Origin of the sequence: Paenibacillus sp. UASWS1643 (assembly GCF_008693195.1) — a bacterium.
Taxonomy (GTDB): Bacteria; Bacillota; Bacilli; order Paenibacillales; family Paenibacillaceae; genus Paenibacillus; species Paenibacillus amylolyticus_B.
This window is the reverse complement of record NZ_VXKZ01000056.1, coordinates 1-747: the sequence shown is the minus strand read 5'-3', so window position 1 is coordinate 747 and position 747 is coordinate 1. Positions and strand designations below refer to the sequence as shown.

The 747-nt window shown below is 44.0% G+C and carries 1 pseudogene; it reads right to left on the bottom strand.

The features are described 5' to 3' along the window. Window positions 1–170 precede the first annotated feature (170 nt). Window positions 171–747 (bottom strand): annotated as a pseudogene (locus tag FE296_RS32545) (primase C-terminal domain-containing protein); the annotation flags it as partial.

The window sequence follows — 747 nt, the reverse complement described above, 5'->3', positions numbered from 1 at the left end:
GTACGACAATAAACTACCATAAAAATGTATAAAATACCCAAAAAATGAACAGAAACTCCCAGATTCATATACTCCAAACTTTACCCATATGGAACATAGGAACTAGATAGAAACAGAAACTAGACCTAGAGAAACAGTTCCAAGAAGTCCCAAAAAGAGGAAACATCTGATCAAGGGGGATCAGGCCCAGGAAGCCACCCATGCATGTAAATGAAACTCCCTACAAGAAAGCCAGCCCCACCCACCTCCGTATCTAGGATAAGTGTATTGGAGCTTGGTACATTAAAACTTTGAGTCTTCGACTCTCTGGATACAATGGGGGATCTGAGGTCCATTTCTGCCAGTTCCACATCTGTACAGACTAGTTGAATAATCGTCTGAGCTGCCCGTCCTTTACCGGTAACCTCTACGGTAATACGTCCCGAGTCAATTAACATGCGAATTACATGCTGAAAAGATGATAAAGACATGCCCCAATGAGCGGCCAGTTTTCGTTGTGAATCTGCTATTACATTCCCAGGCAAAGCCTTCAGGGATTCAATTACATCATTTGCCCATTCGTCAAAATGGCTGTTTTTACGTTCTTCTCTCGGCTTCGCTGGCTCCCAGATCGGGCCATATTGAAATGCGATTCCGGAGAGTTCCGTTACGAAGGATGCTTTCGGGCCTTTTTTCGCCCCTTCACGGAATGCACTTTTTACTTTTTTTTCAATTTCTCGGCACGGCAAAGGAGTATCCAGCAGCTCA